This is a genomic window from Burkholderia sp. AU15512, assembly GCF_002223325.1.
In the GTDB taxonomy this organism is placed as follows: domain Bacteria; phylum Pseudomonadota; class Gammaproteobacteria; order Burkholderiales; family Burkholderiaceae; genus Burkholderia.
Genome location: NZ_NKEX01000008.1, coordinates 659036 through 675408, shown reverse-complemented (window position 1 = coordinate 675408; position 16373 = coordinate 659036). Strand labels below are relative to the sequence as shown.

The window sequence follows — 16373 nt, the reverse complement described above, 5'->3', positions numbered from 1 at the left end:
CGTTGTACCTGCGTGACATCGAGCCTCCCGTTCACGAGCCCGGGTTATCCCTCTTGCCTGACCACGGTAGACATGTACTGTTCGCGGACTGCCAGCCCTCCGTATGGCAGGTGGGATGCGGTGACCGTCGCTACGTAATCCGAATAGGCGTAGCTCACCCGTGCAACCGCCACGGGTTTGCCTATCAGCGATTCCAGCGTCGTATCTCCCGACACGGATGTGGGTGCGCCGAGCACATCGTGCAGATTCCGCACGGCGATCTGCCAGCTCCGTCGCGTTTCATCTACGGACATGTCACGACGGTACACATTGATGGCCATCAACGTGCGATCCGGCGCGAAACTGAACCATATTTCGCTCACGGGCGGGCCATTCGAGCCGAGCGATTCGGCAGGCACGCCTCGACAGCGCAGGTAGCGCAAGCCTCGGGACAATGCGACGCACTGCGCGTTGTATCGCGACATTCTTTCCAGCACTTCCGCTTCAGTACTGCGATCGAGTTGCAGGCCGAACGCAGGACGGTGGGCGGCCGCCGATACACCTTTCTCCTGCAAAATCGCATTGTTGCGAATCGACAGCACCGTTCGGGAATCGACGGAATCCACTGGACACTTCACGCCCAGCTCGGTGAGGAGCCGTCGCCCTTGTGTCGTGTGCAACCCGCCGATCCCGGCAACACTCACGGAGAGTGCCGCAGCGACCCACGCGATCACGTGGATCCTTCGCACCGCCGTCAGCCCGTACATGATGTTGCAACCGTCGGGGGAAGATACACCGGGCCGCCGGGTGTGGCGCTGATGATGGTATTACGCAGGTTGAAGAGGGTGGGTACCGCACTGAACTGGAATTTCGTGCCGACCGGGATGCCGGCCGAGTTTTTCTCGGTGAGCGTGTACGTTCCATTGGTCGTCGACGTCAGTGCGGCAAAGTCCGCGGCCGGGAGCTTGCTTTGCAGCGTCGCGACGAGATCCACCATGAACTGATCGAACACGCAGCCTGGAACGCCAACGTCGTTATGGGCCGTCGTCATGTCTTGGCACATCTCCGGTTGGGCGTCGATGTCTCCGGCCACCTTGACGGGGCCTGGGTAGGTGTACGGACCGCCGAGGAGCGATTCAAACTGCAGCGTGAGACAGGCTTCAAGCCGCGCAGGGGTGTCATGGGCGGCACTGCTGTGGCTGGCATTACCGGTTACCGCTGCGAAATAGGGCGCTTCGACCGGGTCCGCCAACAGGCCTGCGACGGCTGCATTGACCACGCCGGCCACCACGCCGGGGGCCGCCGAATCACCGCCCAGCGCGGTCCAGATGGCCAGATTCTCCGGATGTTGCGCGGCCACGGGAGCAATGTCATCTCCGCCTCCGCAAGCGCTGAGCGCGAACGGCGCCGCTGCGGCAACGACGATACCGATGAAAAGCTTCATGAGTTGTCTCCTCTGGATGCCATCGCGACGCCATTTCCCGAGGTGGGACACCGAGCACCTTGGCTGGATGACATACGCAGATACGGCGGAGGAGCGAGAGCGGATGCAGGGGCGGGTTTGCAGTGATGGAGAAGGTAATACGAGAATTTTCCCCATCCGAATTCACTAAAGCACTTGTTCGACGACTCGCTTTTGGCATCGTCACTGCGAACCATGCGCGTGCTTCGCATGATCGGAGATTAAGCCGGCTTGCCAGGCTCCCGGCGCTATCCGGCGCGGGCGTCGTTCATGTCGTCTGCGCCGATTGGCGCAGGAGGATGGTTCGTTACGCCATCCCAATGGCTTGCAATCGCAAGCGCGGCCGGCAAGATGAACGCCCAGCCGGTTGCGACAACGACGAGCGCTGCAGCCGGATCCTTGAAATGAACGGCTCCCAGTGCCGCACCGGCGCGAAAGGACGCCGGGCCTGCGATTGCGCCGACGAGCGCCGAGATGAGCGGTCGCGCTCGAAGCCAGTGCAGCACGGTATTGAGTTGAATCGCGAACAGCGCCCACAGCCCAGCGAGCCAGTACGGCGCTGTCCCTTCGAGAAAAACGCCGTTCGGGTACACGAGCAGGCCGGAATGGGCAACGGCGCTGTCCCATAACCATCCGGACACCGTGACCGTGATCACGATCCGCGCCTCGGATGCGGGTCGGCGCGCGAAGAGAAGATGGCCGACTGTCGCGATCAGCGCATACGTGACGCCCCACGCGGCGTGATGCGCTGCGGCCGTCATCACGCAGACCAGCCATCCTGTTTGGGTCGTCGCGAGATAGACGTACATGCGAGCGGCATCAGACTTCCGCGTGCTGGACGTCAGTTGATTGGGACTGCTTCTCATGATCGCTCGCGCGGGATCGGCAACGGCATGGTCGCCATGCCGCCCGGTCGACGTTGCATCTTGGGGAAAGCGGCAGGTAGAACGTTCATGGCAGACGGCTCTCACTATCGTCGACGCGCGGATCCACCACCGCACGATTGCTACGCAGGGAGCGATTGTCGGCATTCCGCGTTGATTCACTTATCCATTCCACATACGGCTCTCCACTGCGGACGGATGCACTTGCGCAGGGAAGATCGGGATGTCGTTAAGGGGGGCGGCTGCCGTGCAATGAATGCATCCGCTTGCGCGCAAGCTCCGTAAACGACATACAAGGCGGCGGATGCGGCCGGAATCGTCGGGGATGGGGATCTTCATGAACATGAAAGCCGGACTTGCCGTCCTGTCGGTGCTGCTCGCGGCCGGTCTACTCGCCGCGTGCAGCCCGGTGCGGCTCCTGAATGCGCTGACGCCGAGCTACACGTTCAGCCTGTTCGCCGGTATCCCGTACGGATCCGGCGAACGCCATGTGCTCGACGTCTACTTGCCCACGCGCGTCTTGCATCACTGGCCGGCCGATGCGAGTGCGGGCGCCCCGATGGTCGTGTTCTTTTACGGCGGAAGCTGGCAGTCGGGCGAGCGCAACGACTATCTGTTCGTGGGCGAGGCGCTCGCGTCGAGGGGCTTTGTTGCCGTCTTACCCGACTACAGGACGTATCCGGCCACCACCTTTCCCGGTTTCGTCGACGATGCGGCGCAGGCGGTGGCGTGGGCACGCGAGCACGCAGTTGCGTTCGGCGGCGATCCGCGTCGCCTGTTTCTGATGGGGCACTCCGCGGGTGCGCAGATTGCCGCGTTGCTTGCGACCGACGGCCGCTATCTGGCGGCCCAGGCGATGCGCAAGAGCGATATCGCCGGCGTGATCGGCCTGGCCGGCGCTTACGATTTCCTGCCGCTGCGTGACGCGACGCTTGAAAGGATCTTCCCGGAGGAAGCGCGCGCCGCGAGCCAGCCCATTCGATTCATCCAGGGTACGGAGCCGCCGATGTGGCTGGCCGTCGCGGAGAACGACACGGTGGTCGAGCCCGGCAACACGACCCGCTTCGCGCGCACGCTGCAAGACAGGGGCGATACCGTCGTGGTCATGCGTTACAGGAACGTGAGCCATGCGTCGATCGTCGGTGTGCTGGGCGCGCCGTTGCGAGGGGTGGCGCCCGTGCTCGACGATCTCTCCGCGTTCGTGGATCGCATCGCGAATGCGTCGAATGCCGGCACCACGAGCACGCCGCCGGCAGCGCCTGCCGCAGTGGCTCGCTCCTCGGTTTCGGCTCGGTGATGGAGGCAAGCCCCGCATTGCACGCGAAAGCGCATCGCCGCCTGTCGTCGTGGGCAGGCCGGAACGGCCGGCGGCGCGTGCCGTGCTAAAGCGCCTTCAGCTCCGGCGTCGTTCCGCCCAATCCCTCTTCGCGAAGAATGACGGCCAGCGCCGTCTCGAGCAATTCGGCGGCCCGATTCGCGGCGTCTCCAAGGTGGCGATGCAGCAGCGCATCGGCCGGCGATCGCGACACGCATTCGTCGCTGTATCGCTCGAACGCGCCGAGCTGCATGATCAATTCGGACAGATGCCGCGGACACTCGCACTTGACGGTGGTGGACAGGCCGCTGAGCGACGCGAGCGTCGCATCGTCGAAGCGTCGCCGCGTGCGCAGCCAGAGCCCGCGATCCGCGTCATTCGCTTGGCGCGACTTGACGACGGCTTGCGCCAGTTTCGACATGATGGCGATCGGGTTGGTCTGGCCTTCCGTCGACCGGAACAGCTCGAACCCCGACAGACGTGCCAGCTCGACCGCCTCTGCCGTGCCGAACGCGTACACGACGGCCACGGCATGCGCGTTGAGCTGTTGCGCCACGGCAGCGAGCTGCGAAACGACATCCTCATGGAGCGACGTGGTCGTCGCGATGAGGGCGTCGACCGGCGTCCCCGCATGCGCGCTCGCGCCGTCGAGCGAGTCGATTCGCGCGGCGATCCGGATTCCCATTCGCTCGATCGCGGATTCCGGAATCGACAGCGCGCCGACGACCGCGAGGCTCACGCTTGCCTCGTGAAACGCCGCGTCACGCGTATTCGTCAACGACAGCGCTTCGAGTTCCTCGTGGCTCAGGCTGGCAATCGAGCCGATCGCGTGGCCCTGATTGACGAGCGTCTTCAGCAATCGAATCCGCTGGACGTCGTCGTCCGAGTACATCCGTTGTCCGGACGGCGTTTTGGGCGGCGCAATCACGCCATAGCGCCTTTCCCAGATTCGCAGCGTGGCTGCCGGCATGCGCGCGAGGCGCGCGGCCTCGCCGCTGCGATAGCGATGGGGCGTATCGCGATCCTTGCGAGGGGGCATCGTGGCTCTCCTGAAGTCGACCTGCTGTTGTCTCGGGATTGTACGCAGTTTGCGCGAAATACGAAGCAGGAAAGTGATTCAATAGGCGGGTTTTCGTCCGGAAAGGTGGTTCGTGAAGCGCGAGCCGGCTAGCCTGCCTCGGAGCGGCACCGCTCGGTGTCGCGAGGTGGTCAGGACGCGCGGAGGTGTTTCGAGTGTCCTCGAGCCGCGAAGCGATTCGCGCGCTCATGGCTCGAGATACACCTTGAGTCGCATCAGGCTGCGGCGAATCCAGCTCTTCATCGTGCCGAGCGGCACCTGCATGCGTTCAGCCAGCTCCGCGTACGACGCGCCGCCATGAAACGCTTCCCGCAGCACATACGCCTGCCGCTCGCCCAGATGCGCGAGCCCGCGCTCCAGACGCAGGCGCTCCTGGCTCGCCTGCGCGCCGAGATCGGGCGTCGGGTTTTCGTCGGGGATCGACAGTGCCAGTTCGTCGTCGAGCGGAAGCTCGCGGTGCTGCCGGATCCGGTCGATGGTCCGATTGCGTGCGAGCGTCATCAGCCATGTCATCGCCGTGCCGCGTCCGGCGTCGAATGAACCGGCGCGACGCCACGCCGTCGTGAACACGTCCTGAAGCAGGTCCTCCGCTTCGTGGCGGTCGCGGATCATCCGGACGATCGCGCCGTACAGCCGCGCCGCCGTCAATCGATACAGCTGCGCGAACGCGTGCTCGTCGCCGGCGGCGACGCGCGACAGCAATTGGTTGAGCTCCGCCTGCGCGTCGGATGCTTCGTCGGGCTGAACGACCGCATCGGCGGTGAATTCGGCTCTGCCGCCCGGGCGCGACCTCCCGCGGGACGCGCCCCGGCGTGGCTGCCTGCCTGAATGCGGCTTCGTCGATCGACCCTGGCCGGAAGACGGGCGGAGCGAGTCGTGCGAGCAGTTCATCGGGAACTCCGTATGGCTTTGCGCTTCCTGCTGTTGCGCGCCCGCCGTGACGAGCGGGCGCGGCTCATGGCCGGGCACGGTGCCGGCGCATTCGTCGCGAATGCCTGTCGCGCGCTTTACGCATGCTTTCCGGACAACAAGGCGAGAAACTCTCGGCGAAGCGATGCGTCCGCGAGAAATTTCCCGCGCATCACGCTGTTGGTCATTTTTGCCTGGTCGTCCTTGGTGCCGCGCCAATGCATGCAGAAGTGCTCGGCCTCGAGTACGACGGCAAGCCCGTCGGGCGAGATGCGCGATTCGAGGAGGTCGGCGATCTGCTTGACTGCTTCTTCCTGGATCTGCGGGCGCGTCATGACCCAGTTCACCAGCCTGCCGTACTTCGACAGGCCGATCAGATTCGACGCGGCGCTCGGCAGCACGCCGATCCAGATGCGGCCCATGATCGGGCAAAGATGATGCGAGCAGGCACTGCGCACGCGCAGCGGCCCGACGATCAGCAGCTCGTCCAGCCGCTCGACGTTCGGGAATTCGGTGACGGACGGCGCCGCGTCGTAGCGGCCCGCGAACACTTCACGGATGAACATCTTCGCGACGCGCCGCGCGGTTTCCCGCGTGTTGTGGTCGTTGTCGACATCGATCACGAGCGAGCGCAGCACCGCTTCCATTCCCTGCGCCACTTCGTTCTGCAGAGCATCCAGCTCGCCGTCGCGCAGGTGCGCGGCGATGTTGTCGTTTGCATGGAAGCGCGCGCCCGCGTTCTCGAGCCGACGACGGATGATGTGCGACAGGGGAATGCCCTCGTCGATCGCAGTCAAGGTGTGCTCGGGAGCGTCGATCAGATTGCCCATTTCGGTTCGTTTCTCGAGGTTAGGGGGATGCGATGGATCGCGACTGAGGCGATGCGATGATTTGCCTGTATTCGTTGCGTAAAAATCGGGCGGACGCCGCCGCTATTTCGACGACGCGCCGACCGGGTGGCGCTCACCGGCGCGCGCGCGGGCGTGCATGGCGGCTCGGCAATGTCACCGGAGATCCGGCCCTGATCCCGCACGACGGACCCACTGGCGTTGCCGGGGCCCAGCCGCCAACGTCCCGCCGGAACCGCACCATGGGGTCATTCGCCGTCGGCTTGGCTGCGAGCATGACGGCGGCGGATTGTTGCAACGTGGCCAGGACGAATGTGTGGTCGATGCGGCCGCCGACCGAGTGAAACAGGTGGAACCCAGCAAGGCGGATCAACGCGAGGGCCTGCACGCTGCCGTACTCATAGATGATCGCGGCCGCGCGGACACGGCGCGCCTGCGCCAGCGACACGAATTGAATCGCCAGATTCATCTGCAACGACGAAACCTCGGCGATCAGCGCGTCGACGGCCTGGCCGGGCTGTCGTAGCGCCCGCGACACCGATTCGACGCGCTCGCTGACGTGCAGGCCGACTCGCTCGATCGTTTCGTCGGCGGCAGTCAGGCCGCCGGTGACGAGCAGCGTCGGACATGCACGAGCCGTGGCGGCGTTCGATCGCCGTTCGGGCAGTGCGCCGTTCGGGCTGGCGCCTGCGCACCGGTCGGTCACCTGTGGCGAGCGGCGCCGGCAGCGTTGGCCGCGCTGTTGCGCGGCGACCCGCAAGCGCGATGCAATCGGCCGGTCGGGTGCCGCACCGGCGTGGTGTGACGGGCTGCGTGCCGGGGCGACGGACACGCGCGCCATCAATGAAGCCGGACACGCCGGAAACCGGCGCGGCTTGATGTCGTGATTGCGTGTTGGCACGGGGCCTCCCTCGGTCGATTCATGCGTCACAGCTGGATTGTATGCAAATTTTCCGGAAAGTGAAGCGGAAAAGTGATTCATGAAATAATTTGTACCGGAAGTTTGTGCGTCAACTACCGATTCGGTATCGGGAGATTGCGTTTTCAGCCCGTGAATGCTCATTTTTATAAGCGTATTGCGTGTCTTTGGTGCATGCGAAACGACTTTTGGGGTCAATGGAATACTGACCAAGATGGGTCAAGATGAGCCAGGAAGTACGTAGGAAGGCATGCGATTTCGATGCATGAATCGAGCGTGTCTCACATTTGTGAGTCGACGCGGCGGGATCCGGCCCACGGCCGCTCGCGCCAACGAACATGACCGCGCGTTCACGCAAGCGTGGTGCAACGGAGGCAGCGCGGAGTGAACCGTCTGGAGGTAACCGGGCATGCGGCAATCCAGACGGCCGCGGGGAGGGGGAGGGCCGTTCTCACGAGTACGCCTGCGCGCACCGGTGCCGATCGATCCCCGGTGCCCGAAACAGGGGCAAACATTCAGTCTCGGCCCAATCGAAGCGCTATCCGGGCCCGCGCGCTGCTCGCGACCGGCTCATCAACGCGGAGTCAACGACGTGCAGCGTTTGCCTTGATGCGGGTACGCGGCCGCCGGTTCCGACGGCAACGCTCCGAGCAATATCGGACTTCGTCCCAAGCGGCTTTCCATTTCTTTCTCCAGCTGAAAGGCAAGCCGCAGGTCTCGCAGATCTTCTCAGGCAAGTGCATCTTGTCGACCATGGCGAATCACGCGTCGAGACGGATCTCTGACGAACTGCCCGGCCGAGCGACGTTGCCGCGTCGATACACCGGAGCCATCGCCATCGCTCACCGTCGAATCAGCGCGCATCGTCGCCCAGCAACTGACGGCGCAACGATTTTGCCCGCGTGCGCGGGTCGAGCCAGATCGAGAAGAAGGCGCGCGCGAACACCGGATCGGTCACGTCGGCGGTGAGGCGGCCATTGGAGTAGAAGCGTGCGCCGCGCTCGGGCACATACACGCCGCACAGCACGTCGCCGAGCGATACGTCGGTGAACGCCCGTTCGAGATCGCGGCGCCATGCATCGAGCGGCGCAGCCGGCAACGGCGCGGGTGCGAGGCGCTCGATCTCGTCCATGCCCGTCGAGACGAGCCGCTCGCCTTTCACGTCGTGACGGTAGGCCAGCGACAACGCAAACGGCGTGTCGAACGCGCCCGGCGGCCGGGGTGCCCACAGCTCGGCGTCGTAAAGACAGATGCCCAGGATGCAGAACCGGCCGGATCCGATCAGTCGCGCCGATGGGATGTCGTCGACGCAGCTCGCGCCGGCGAACAACGGCGCGGCCAGCGCGGCAGCCGCGGCCGCGGCGAGCATCGCAAGCCGGCGTCTCATGTCAGCCGCCCGCCGACACGATGAAATGCATCACGTCGGTCCGCCGCTCGGCAAATCCCGCTTCGCAATAGGCGAGATAGAGGCGCCAGGTGCGAATGAACGTTTCGTCGAACCGTTGCGCGCGCACCGAGTCGATGCGCGCCTCGAACGCGGCCCGCCAGGTGCGCAGCGTGCGCGCGTAGTCGTCACCGAACGCGAACACCGGTTCGGCGGCCAGGCCGGCCCGCCGTGCGGCATCGACGAAACGCTCCGGGCTCGGCAGCATCCCGCCGGGAAAGATGAACTCGCGAATGAAGTCGCTCGACGTGCGATACGCGTCGAAGAGCGACTCGATGATCGTGATCGACTGAATCAGCGCGCGCGCACCGGGCTTCAGGCGTTGCCTGAGCGTGTCGAAGTACACCGGCCAGAACGTTTCGCCCACGGCCTCGAACATCTCGATCGACACGATCGCGTCGTATTGGCCGTCGACGTCGCGATAGTCGCGCAATTCGAGCGTGACGCGATCGGACAGCCCGTCGCGCGCCATGCGCTCGCGGGCCAGCGCGTATTGCGCCTGCGAGACGGTGACGCCATGCACGCGGATGCCTTGCCGTGCGGCATGCGCGGCGAACCCGCCCCAGCCGCAGCCGATCTCGAGCACGTGCATGCCGGCGCGCAGGCCGAGCGAAGCGACGATGCGCTGATACTTCGCCGTTTGCGCGTCGGAGAGCGAACGCTGCGTGTCGCCGTCGAAGCAGGCGCTCGAATACGTCCACGTGTCGTCGAGCCACAATCGGTAAAAGTCGTTGCCGAGATCGTAGTGCGCGTGGATGTTGCGGCGGCTGCCGGCCCGCGTATTCATCCTCAGCCGGTGACGCAGCGCGTACCAGAGGCGTGCCAGGCGGCCGCCGGTCACCGTCTTCGCGATCATCGGCTGGTTGCGGATCGCGAGGCGCAGCAGCGCGACGAGCTCGGGCGTGTCGATCCAGCCGGCGCGATACGCTTCCGCGAATCCGATGTCGCCCGCGCGCAGGATCGCACGGCACGCCCGCCAGTCGCGGACCAGCAGCGTCGCGGCCGGCTGGCAGTGCGGATCGCCGAACACATGCTGCGCGCCTTCGGGCGTCACGAGCGTCAGGTGACCGTCGTGGATTTGCCGGAGCAGCGCGATGAACAACCGGGCCGAGAGCGGCATCGCCGGTTGCGAGGCGGAAGACAGCAGGCGCAGCAAGGTCATGGGCGAGCCTCGTGATCGGACATCGCCGAGCGGTCGCGTGGCGACGCGCCCGGCGAACGGGACAATGGCGAATCGGCAGCGGCGGAACGGCCGGGGGGCGTCTTGCCGTGGAACGGCACGCGCGCGAGCCACAGCCGCAGCGCTTGCCAATGAATGCGAATGACGACGTTGATCGCGTTCAGCGGCTGCCGGGCCAGCGCGCGCCATGCGCGTGCCGCCGTCAGCGGCGCGGACCGCATGCCGATCGCCGTGCGCAGCAGCAGACCGTCGTCGTCGCGATAGTCGATCGCCACGCTCAGATGGTCGCCGCACTGACGCACGCGAAACGCGTAATCCCCGACGATGTCGCAAAACGGCGAGACATGAAACGTCTTGCGGCAGACCAGCACGGTGTCGGCGTCGATCGGCGCGTGACGCATCGCGCTGAGCAGGTAGCCGTGGTGCGCACCGAACGTGTTGCGCACATCGGCGTACAGCGCGCGCAGCCGGCCCGCGCGGTCGTAGCAGTACCAGAAGCTCACCGGATTGAATGCGTAGCCGAAGACGCGCGGGATCGTCTGCAGCCAGATCGGGCCGTCGGCGGGAATGCCGGCGTGCGCGAGGACATCGCGCATCCACGGGCCGAGCGCGCGGCCGTCGCGCGGGCCGTAGTCGCGGGAAGCGAGCGCGAGCGGGGCCCGGCGATCGATGCCGAACCAGCCGCCGTCGATCTCGTCCAGCCGCTCGACGTCGCAGCAGACCTGGAATATCGGGTACGCGAACGCGTGGCGCACCGGCCGCAGCCGTTCGTGCATCACGGTGCCGACGAGCAGCCGGGCGGCCATGCCATCGCGGGCGAAGGGCGCGTTCATGGGCGCGCCCAGGCCGGCGCGACGCCGAAGCTGCGGGCGACGCGCAACGCCGATTTCAGCCCATCCTCGTGGAACCCGTAGCCTGTCCACGCTCCCGCATACCACGTATTGCGCCGCCCCTGCAGCATCGGCAGACGATGCTGCGCATCCACGGCCGCGAGGTCGAGCAGCGGGTGCGCGTAATCGTAGCGGCCGAGCAGGGTGTCGGGCGCGGGCTCGTCGACCGGATTCAACGTGACGACCACCGGCGAGCGGAACGGCAGCGGCTGCAACTGGTTGAGCAGGTAGCTCACGCACACGGGCGACTCGCCGCCCGTGCGTCTCGGCCGGGCGCCCAGGTAGTTCCACGCCGACCACACGCGCCGCCGGCGCGGCAGCAACGCCGTATCGGTATGAAGCACCGCGACGTTGTGCTGGTAGCGCACGGCGCCGAGCACGTCGCGCTCGGCCTTGCTGGCATCCGCGAGCAGCCCCAGGCTGGTCGGCGCATGGCACGCGAGCACGACCGCGTCGAAACGCTCGTGACCGGCTGCATCGGTCGCCACCGTCACGCCCGCGTCGTCGCGCCGAATCGCGCGCACCGGCGTATTCACGCGCACGTCGTCGAGCGTCGCGGCGATGCGCTCGACGTACTGCCGTGCGCCGCCCGCGACGGTGCGCCAGGTCGGCCGGTTGTTGACCTGCAACAACGCGTGATTCAGGCAGAAGCGCAGGAACGTCGCCGCCGGAAACCGCAGGATGTCGTTGGCCGCGCTCGACCAGATCGCGGCCGCCATCGGCAGCAGGTAGTGATGCTGGAACGATGCGCCGTAACCGCCGGCCGTGAGCAGTTCCCCGACCGAAAGGCGCTGCCGGCTCGCCGATTCCAGGTGATCGTGCGCGGACGCGTTGAAGCGCAGGATGTCGCGCAACATCCCGAGAAAGGTCGGCGAGAACAGGTTGCGGCGTTGCGCGAACACCGTGTTCAGGTTGCTGCCGGCCCATTCGAGCCGGCCGCCGTCGACCGAAACCGAAAACGACATGTCGGTCGAATGGGCGGCCACGCCCAGTTCGTCGAACAGCGCGACCAGATTCGGATAGGTCCGGTCGTTGAACACGAGGAAGCCCGTATCGACGGGGTGGCGTGCGCCGTCGAGATCGACGTCGACCGTGTGCGTGTGACCGCCGAGATAGTCGGCGGCCTCGAACAGCGTCACGCGGTGACGGCGGGCCAGCAAGTACGCGCTGGCCAGGCCCGCGATGCCGGCGCCGACGACGGCGATCCGCCGGCCGGGCCGCGACATTGAAAGTTCCGGGTGCATCGCGAAGGGTCTCCGTCAGTCACACGTGCAGGTTCTGGAATCACTTGTGCTGATATACGTCGCACCGCGCGCGGCGGATGCAGGAGCGGCCGTCATTCGCGATCGCCGGGCGACGCGAAGCCCGGCTTGCCGAGCTGGTCCGGTGTTTGCGGCACCCGCCTGAAGCGCGACGTGTCGTAACCCATTGCATCGAGCCGGGCGAGCAGCGAGCGATAGGTGGCCTCGTCCATCGTCGGCACGCGCGAGAAGATCCAGCCGAGCGTCTTGCCCGGGTAGCCGAGGATCGTGTACCGGTAGTCGGGGTCGACGTAGAGCGTCAGTTGCGTGACATACACCGGCCAGAACAGCCGCACGCGCCATTCGCCACCGCCGCTGCCGGGCTTCACGGTGTCGACGAACCGATAGCGCTTCTCGGGCTGGTCGAAGCCTCCCTTGCGGCCGACGAATGCGTCGTCGATCCGGCCGTCGTCACGCAGGTTCCACTCGGCCCGGCTGCCGACGTAGTCGCGTTCCGCGAAATACGGGATGTTCGCGATCACGTACCAGCGGCCCATGTAGCGCGGCAAGTCGACGGGTACGGTCGACAACGGAACGGCGGCGCGCGGATTCGGGTTCGGCGGGCTGCCCGAGCACCCGGCGGCCCCGATCGCGAGCGCCGTCACGACCGTGGCGGCGACGCGGCGGAGAACCCGATGCGCGATCGCGGCCCTCATGCGAGCACCCGGCGCTTGTCGAACAGATAGTGGGCGACGCCCCATTCCTGCCCGTCGGCATAGCCGAACAGCTCGGCGACCGCCATGTAGAACATCCGCCAGCGCTGGAACCAGAGGCGGGCGTCGGCGCCGTAGACCGTCTCGAAAATCGGCATGATCCGGTCGCGCGCCGCATCGAGCGACGCGAGCCACTGATTGGCCGTGCGGGCGTAGTGCGTCCCGTCGAGCCACCATTGGCGGGCGATGCGCACGTCGTCCTGGAACCGCAGCAGCAGGTCGGCCGACGGCATCGTCCCGCCCGTGAAGAAATGGCGCGACATCCAGTCGGTGTCGTCGCGCACCGCGAAGTGATAGGCGAGCAGCTTGTGCGCGAAGATGTGCACGAAGAGCTTGCCGTCGTCGTGCATCCAGCGCGCGATTTTGGCGAGCAGTTGCCCGTAGTTCTTCATGTGCTCGAACATCTCGATCGAGAGCACGCGGTCGAAACCGGCATCCGCGGGATCGAAGTCGAACTCCACCACGTTGCCGGTCACGATGCGCAGATTCGTCAGCCCGCGCTGCGCCGCGCATCGCTCGATGAAGTGGCGTTGGCCGTGTGAATTCGACAGGCCGACGATCTGCGCCGCCGGATACCGTTCGGCGAGCCAGAGCGACAGCGAACCCCAGCCGCATCCGAGATCGAGCATGCGCTGGCCGTCCGCCAGCCTCGCGCGCTGCGCGTACAACGCCAGCATGGCCTCCTCCGCCTGCGACAGCGTTTCGTCGCCACGCGGGTAATAGCCGCACGAATATTTGAGCCGCGGGCCGAGATGGGCCTCGAAGAAGCTGCCGGGCACTTCGTAATGCTGCGTGTTCGCCGCGAGCGTCTCGATTGCGATCGGGCTCGCACCCAGTTCACGCACCAGCGTGTCGTGCGCCGCCGCACGCTGTTCGCCGTCATCCGCGTGTTCGGCGCGCAGGCGTTGCCGCATGAGCGAGCGCATGCCGGCCCGGATCAGCCGGTCCGGCAGCCAGCCGCGCTCGCAGCAGCGGATCAGCCAGGTGTCGTGGGGTGCCGCCGCCGAGGCCGGCGACGGTGGCGAGGTGGTAGCGGTCATGATCGCGTGCTCCGGTCTTCAGGGGGATCGGATCGAGTGGGGGAAGGGCCGGGTGCCGGCCTCGGAGGCCACGGAACGATGGCGCTGGTCGTGCGCATGTACTCGCGGTATCCCGGCCGGCTTTGCACCAGACGCGCTTCGAGCAGCGGCAAGCCGGAAACCTTGAGCAGCAGCCATGCCATCAGCACGGGCGGGAACAGCGTCAGCCAGCCCCACGGCATGCCGATCGACAGGGCCGTGTAGGCGAGCCAGTGCACGCACTCGAAAAAATAGTTGGGGTGCCGCGAATAGCGCCACCAGCCGGCGCGACAAACCTGGCCGCCGTGGTCGCGATCCGCGAGAAACCGCTTGAGTTGCCGGTCGGAGGCCGTCTCTCCGGCGACGGCGACGATCCAGATCGCCACCGCCGCAGCGATCGCGAACCGGGACGGGACTGCCGTGCTGTATGCGGGGATGAAAAACGCGATCGACAGCAGCATCGAGATCAGCGCCTGCAACTGGAACAGCCAGAACATGTTGCGCGGCGCGGCGTCGCCCCACTGCAGGCGGAACTGTCGATAACGCGGGTCCTCCGGCTGCCCGCGATTGCGCCGCCACAGGTGCCGCGCGAGTCGCAGCCCCCAGATGCCGCCGCCCGCGGCGACGAGCGCACGATTCAATTCCGGGCCGGTCGCCAGCGCGGCGACGAACACGGCGACGCCGCCGAGCGTCGCGGCCCAGACCGGATCGATCATCCCGGCGTTCCGGGATTGCAATTGGGTAATCCACACCGCCGTGAAGGACAGGATCAGTCCGACGAAGGCGAGGAGGGCAACGACGACGGCGGGCATACAGGCTCCGGGGGCGCGATATCCCCTTATACGGAGCCAGCGACCGAACGGATGCAGACGGATGCGACGAGATGCGGCGTGATCCCGTCGAGCGAGACGGCAGCGGGCGGCACGCCGCCGCGCTTGACGGGTCGAGCGCGCGTTGCGCGCGTCAAGTGGTGTGCATCGCGCCGGTGGCGAGCACCGGCCCGGTGGGTTGGCCGCTCGGCGAGCCGCCGTGGGGCTCGAGCGAGACGGCGAGCACCGCGCGTGCATCGAGTCGCGCGACGATCGCTGGCGGCAGCGTCATCGACGCCGGTGCGTTCGACGCGAATACGCCGAGCGAGATCGGCTTCGCATTCGGCGCAATCAGCCAGAGCTCCGTCGAGCGGTCCGCGGCGACGGTCGGCGTGTTCGCGGGCACCACGACCATCCGGGCACGCCGCAAGTCGACCGTGGCGGTCCACCGTGCGACGCCATCCGTTTGTGCCAACGTGGCTGCCATGTAGTGGCTGTCCTCGGCAGCGGGGCGCGGCGGCGCTTCGCCCACCCGGATCACGTTGACCGTGAGCAGCCCGAGCGCCGCCACGCTCGCGCCCATGCCGACCCAGCGCCACAGTCGCAGGCTGTTCCACCATCCGGCGGACGGCGCCGCAGTGCGTGGGTGCGGCGGCGGGATGAAGCCCAGTTGGTGCTGGATCCTCGTCCAGGTTCGCGCGGGCGGGTCGACGGGCGTGACGTCGTCCGCGAGCGGCGCGAGATGGCGCTGCCAGCGCTCGAGCGTGGCTTGCAACGCCGGGTCGCGCGCGGCGGACTGCTCCAGCTCGCGGCGCGCGTCTGCGTCGAGCACGCCGAGCGCGTATTCGGCGCAGCGCAATTCGGGATTGTGATCGGCCGGCGTATTCATTGCTCCAGGCACACCTTCAGCTGCATCAGGCTGCGCCGGATCCAGCTCTTCATGGTTCCGAGCGGCACACGCAGTCGCGCTGCCAGCTCACTGTAGGTTGCGCCGCTGAAGAAGGCCTCGCGCACCGCGCGGCCCTGCTGCGGATCGAGTTGCGCGAGGCAGCGCTCGAGGCGCAGGCGTTCCTGCGAGGCTTCCGCCAGCGCGGCGGGCGTCGGATCTTCGGCGGGAAGCGCCAGCGCCTGTTCGTCGTCGAGTTGCGCGTCGCGATGCTGCCGCAAGCGGTCGATCGTCTTGTTGCGCGCCAGCGTGATCAGCCACGTCATCGCGCCGCCGCGCGCCGGGTCGAACGCGTCGATGCGCCGCCATGCGGTGGTGTAGACCTCCTGGAGGATATCCTCGGCTTCGCCGTGATCGTGAAGCATGCGCACGATTGTCCCGAACACCCGCGACGCGGTCAGCTGATACACCTCCGCGAAAGCCGCCTGATCGCCGGTTGCCGCCTGAAGCATCACCCGATTCAGATGTTCGCGGCGCGCGACATCCGCATCGGCATCGCGCGAAGGGGCTGACTGATCGAAGCCGCTGGCACCGCTTGGCGTGTCGCTCATGCGAAGTGGATGGCGCGGACCGCCATGATGTGAATGTCGAGCGAAATATAGCACTCCCGGATGCCTCTGATCGAACGATCGGCGGCG

At 66.6% G+C, this 16373-nt stretch carries 18 protein-coding genes; 1 reads left to right on the top strand and 17 read right to left on the bottom strand.

Annotation, left to right across the window (positions count from 1 at the left end):
- Window positions 1-44: 44 nt before the first annotated feature.
- The 3 genes from CFB43_RS35285 to CFB43_RS35275 all read right to left on the bottom strand — a co-directional run bounded on the left by CFB43_RS35285 (window position 45) and on the right by CFB43_RS35275 (window position 2250).
- Window positions 45-746 (bottom strand): hypothetical protein, encoded by a 702-nt coding sequence (locus CFB43_RS35285; RefSeq protein WP_089498707.1) that lies wholly within the window; start codon window positions 744-746, stop codon window positions 45-47.
- Window positions 734-1423 (bottom strand): hypothetical protein, encoded by a 690-nt coding sequence (locus tag CFB43_RS35280; protein ID WP_089498706.1) that lies wholly within the window; start codon window positions 1421-1423, stop codon window positions 734-736. Before CFB43_RS35280 ends, CFB43_RS35285 begins: the two co-directional genes overlap by 13 nt.
- Window positions 1424-1689: 266 nt before the next feature.
- Window positions 1690-2250: a DUF2878 domain-containing protein gene (locus CFB43_RS35275; protein WP_256990188.1), complete on the bottom strand. Its 561-nt coding sequence runs from the start codon at window positions 2248-2250 to the stop codon at window positions 1690-1692.
- A 412-nt stretch (window positions 2251-2662) separates the two neighbouring features.
- Between CFB43_RS35275 and CFB43_RS35270 the strand changes: the two genes are divergently transcribed.
- Window positions 2663-3622, top strand: coding sequence for an alpha/beta hydrolase (locus tag CFB43_RS35270; RefSeq protein WP_089499062.1), 960 nt, complete (start codon window positions 2663-2665; stop codon window positions 3620-3622).
- 85 nt (window positions 3623-3707) lie between these two features.
- Here CFB43_RS35270 and CFB43_RS35265 read toward each other — a convergent pair whose 3' ends face one another.
- The 14 genes from CFB43_RS35265 to CFB43_RS35200 form a co-directional block, all read right to left on the bottom strand.
- The gene (locus CFB43_RS35265) at window positions 3708-4679 is read right to left on the bottom strand and encodes a MerR family transcriptional regulator (protein ID WP_089498704.1); all 972 of its coding nucleotides are present in this window, start codon (window positions 4677-4679) and stop codon (window positions 3708-3710) included.
- A gap of 225 nt (window positions 4680-4904) precedes the next feature.
- Entirely contained in the window at window positions 4905-5609 is a 705-nt protein-coding gene (locus CFB43_RS35260) for a sigma-70 family RNA polymerase sigma factor (RefSeq protein ID WP_089499061.1), read from the bottom strand.
- A 116-nt stretch (window positions 5610-5725) separates the two neighbouring features.
- Entirely contained in the window at window positions 5726-6457 is a 732-nt protein-coding gene (gene folE / locus CFB43_RS35255) for a GTP cyclohydrolase I (RefSeq protein WP_089498703.1), read from the bottom strand.
- 133 nt (window positions 6458-6590) lie between these two features.
- Complete coding sequence (locus CFB43_RS35250) at window positions 6591-7538, bottom strand: hypothetical protein (RefSeq protein WP_256990187.1); 948 nt, start codon at window positions 7536-7538, stop codon at window positions 6591-6593.
- Between the two features lie 440 nt (window positions 7539-7978).
- Window positions 7979-8137, bottom strand: a complete 159-nt coding sequence (locus tag CFB43_RS35245) for a DUF2256 domain-containing protein (protein WP_373452578.1) — start codon at window positions 8135-8137, stop codon at window positions 7979-7981.
- Window positions 8138-8247: 110 nt separating this feature from the next.
- Complete coding sequence (locus CFB43_RS35240) at window positions 8248-8781, bottom strand: chalcone isomerase family protein (RefSeq protein ID WP_089498700.1); 534 nt, start codon at window positions 8779-8781, stop codon at window positions 8248-8250.
- A gap of 1 nt (window position 8782) precedes the next feature.
- Window positions 8783-10000, bottom strand: coding sequence for an SAM-dependent methyltransferase (locus CFB43_RS35235; protein WP_089498699.1), 1218 nt, complete (start codon window positions 9998-10000; stop codon window positions 8783-8785).
- Entirely contained in the window at window positions 9997-10851 is an 855-nt protein-coding gene (locus CFB43_RS35230; RefSeq protein ID WP_089498698.1) for a DUF1365 domain-containing protein, read from the bottom strand. Before CFB43_RS35230 ends, CFB43_RS35235 begins: the two co-directional genes overlap by 4 nt.
- Window positions 10848-12134 (bottom strand): NAD(P)/FAD-dependent oxidoreductase, encoded by a 1287-nt coding sequence (locus CFB43_RS35225; protein ID WP_373452573.1) that lies wholly within the window; start codon window positions 12132-12134, stop codon window positions 10848-10850. The genes CFB43_RS35230 and CFB43_RS35225 overlap by 4 nt, the downstream gene beginning before the upstream one ends.
- Window positions 12135-12244: 110 nt before the next feature.
- The gene (locus CFB43_RS35220; RefSeq protein ID WP_089498696.1) at window positions 12245-12865 is read right to left on the bottom strand and encodes a lipocalin family protein; all 621 of its coding nucleotides are present in this window, start codon (window positions 12863-12865) and stop codon (window positions 12245-12247) included.
- On the bottom strand, window positions 12862-13962 hold the full coding sequence (locus CFB43_RS35215; protein ID WP_089498695.1) for an SAM-dependent methyltransferase: 1101 nt from the start codon (window positions 13960-13962) through the stop codon (window positions 12862-12864). The genes CFB43_RS35220 and CFB43_RS35215 overlap by 4 nt, the downstream gene beginning before the upstream one ends.
- Window positions 13959-14792 carry a DUF1295 domain-containing protein gene (locus tag CFB43_RS35210; RefSeq protein WP_089498694.1) on the bottom strand — a complete coding sequence of 278 codons (834 nt, stop codon included), beginning with the start codon at window positions 14790-14792 and terminating at the stop codon, window positions 13959-13961. Before CFB43_RS35210 ends, CFB43_RS35215 begins: the two co-directional genes overlap by 4 nt.
- Window positions 14793-14943: 151 nt before the next feature.
- A complete protein-coding gene (locus CFB43_RS35205) occupies window positions 14944-15678 on the bottom strand; it encodes an anti-sigma factor (RefSeq protein WP_089498693.1) in 735 nt (244 codons plus the stop codon).
- Window positions 15675-16286, bottom strand: a complete 612-nt coding sequence (locus tag CFB43_RS35200) for a sigma-70 family RNA polymerase sigma factor (protein ID WP_089498692.1) — start codon at window positions 16284-16286, stop codon at window positions 15675-15677. Before CFB43_RS35200 ends, CFB43_RS35205 begins: the two co-directional genes overlap by 4 nt.
- Window positions 16287-16373 lie beyond the last annotated feature (87 nt).

What these genes read in the sequence shown, in the direction of transcription:
- CFB43_RS35285 (WP_089498707.1), bottom strand. Translation starts at nt 746, where the DNA reads ATGTACGGGCTGACGGCGGTGCGAAGGATCCACGTGATCGCGTGGGTC.
- CFB43_RS35280 (WP_089498706.1), bottom strand. Translation starts at nt 1,423, where the DNA reads ATGAAGCTTTTCATCGGTATCGTCGTTGCCGCAGCGGCGCCGTTCGCG.
- CFB43_RS35275 (WP_256990188.1), bottom strand. Translation starts at nt 2,250, where the DNA reads ATGTACGTCTATCTCGCGACGACCCAAACAGGATGGCTGGTCTGCGTG.
- CFB43_RS35270 (WP_089499062.1), top strand. Translation starts at nt 2,663, where the DNA reads ATGAACATGAAAGCCGGACTTGCCGTCCTGTCGGTGCTGCTCGCGGCC.
- CFB43_RS35265 (WP_089498704.1), bottom strand. Translation starts at nt 4,679, where the DNA reads ATGCCCCCTCGCAAGGATCGCGATACGCCCCATCGCTATCGCAGCGGC.
- CFB43_RS35260 (WP_089499061.1), bottom strand. Translation starts at nt 5,609, where the DNA reads ATGAACTGCTCGCACGACTCGCTCCGCCCGTCTTCCGGCCAGGGTCGA.
- folE (WP_089498703.1), bottom strand. Translation starts at nt 6,457, where the DNA reads ATGGGCAATCTGATCGACGCTCCCGAGCACACCTTGACTGCGATCGAC.
- CFB43_RS35250 (WP_256990187.1), bottom strand. Translation starts at nt 7,538, where the DNA reads ATGAGCATTCACGGGCTGAAAACGCAATCTCCCGATACCGAATCGGTA.
- CFB43_RS35245 (WP_373452578.1), bottom strand. Translation starts at nt 8,137, where the DNA reads ATGCACTTGCCTGAGAAGATCTGCGAGACCTGCGGCTTGCCTTTCAGC.
- CFB43_RS35240 (WP_089498700.1), bottom strand. Translation starts at nt 8,781, where the DNA reads ATGAGACGCCGGCTTGCGATGCTCGCCGCGGCCGCGGCTGCCGCGCTG.
- CFB43_RS35235 (WP_089498699.1), bottom strand. Translation starts at nt 10,000, where the DNA reads ATGACCTTGCTGCGCCTGCTGTCTTCCGCCTCGCAACCGGCGATGCCG.
- CFB43_RS35230 (WP_089498698.1), bottom strand. Translation starts at nt 10,851, where the DNA reads ATGAACGCGCCCTTCGCCCGCGATGGCATGGCCGCCCGGCTGCTCGTC.
- CFB43_RS35225 (WP_373452573.1), bottom strand. Translation starts at nt 12,134, where the DNA reads ATGTCGCGGCCCGGCCGGCGGATCGCCGTCGTCGGCGCCGGCATCGCG.
- CFB43_RS35220 (WP_089498696.1), bottom strand. Translation starts at nt 12,865, where the DNA reads ATGAGGGCCGCGATCGCGCATCGGGTTCTCCGCCGCGTCGCCGCCACG.
- CFB43_RS35215 (WP_089498695.1), bottom strand. Translation starts at nt 13,962, where the DNA reads ATGACCGCTACCACCTCGCCACCGTCGCCGGCCTCGGCGGCGGCACCC.
- CFB43_RS35210 (WP_089498694.1), bottom strand. Translation starts at nt 14,792, where the DNA reads ATGCCCGCCGTCGTCGTTGCCCTCCTCGCCTTCGTCGGACTGATCCTG.
- CFB43_RS35205 (WP_089498693.1), bottom strand. Translation starts at nt 15,678, where the DNA reads ATGAATACGCCGGCCGATCACAATCCCGAATTGCGCTGCGCCGAATAC.
- CFB43_RS35200 (WP_089498692.1), bottom strand. Translation starts at nt 16,286, where the DNA reads ATGAGCGACACGCCAAGCGGTGCCAGCGGCTTCGATCAGTCAGCCCCT.